Raw genomic sequence first — 600 nt, 5'->3', positions numbered from 1 at the left:
ACATGCACGCTGTTGGGTCCTGAGGGACCGGGCCGGCTGCCTTCGGGTGGCGGGGTCGACTCTCCGGATCCTTTTCTCACGCCTGGGTGTGTGGGAGAGGGATACCGCCCGTATTTTGAGAACTACACAGTGGACGCGAGCATCTTAGATTCACGGCTTCGGTCGTGGATCGACAAGATTCGCATGGCGCGGCTTTCGGGCTGTGGTCATGCAAATCATTGGATCTGCAACTTTTCGAGTTGTAGTTTCTTAACTCATGTGATTAGCAAGTTCATAAGAGCAAACGGTGAATGCCTTGGCATCTGGAGCCGAAGAAGGACGTCGTAATCTGCGATAAGCCTCGGGGAGCTGATAAACGAGCTGTGATCCGAGGATTTCCGAATGGGGAAACCCCGCCAGGCCCCTTGTGGTGACCTGGTGACTCCCGCCTGAATATATAGGGCGGGTAGAGGGAACGTGGGGAAGTGAAACATCTCAGTACCCACAGGAAGAGAAAACAACAGTGATTCCGTCAGTAGTGGCGAGCGAACGCGGAAGAGGCTAAACCGAGTCATGTGTGATACCCGGCAGGGGTTGCATGGCCGGGGTTGTGGGACTTTT

1 rRNA gene is annotated in these 600 nt (G+C 55.0%); it reads left to right on the top strand.

Features of this window, described 5'->3' with window-relative positions:
• Window positions 1-263 precede the first annotated feature (263 nt).
• Window positions 264-600, top strand: a 23S ribosomal RNA gene (locus C5C24_RS17490); the annotation flags it as partial.

The sequence above is a fragment of the Rathayibacter sp. AY2B3 genome (assembly GCF_002931755.1).
Taxonomy (GTDB): Bacteria; Actinomycetota; Actinomycetes; order Actinomycetales; family Microbacteriaceae; genus Rathayibacter.
The sequence above is the reverse complement of the archived record's forward strand: the minus strand, read 5'-3'. Positions and strand labels throughout refer to the sequence as shown.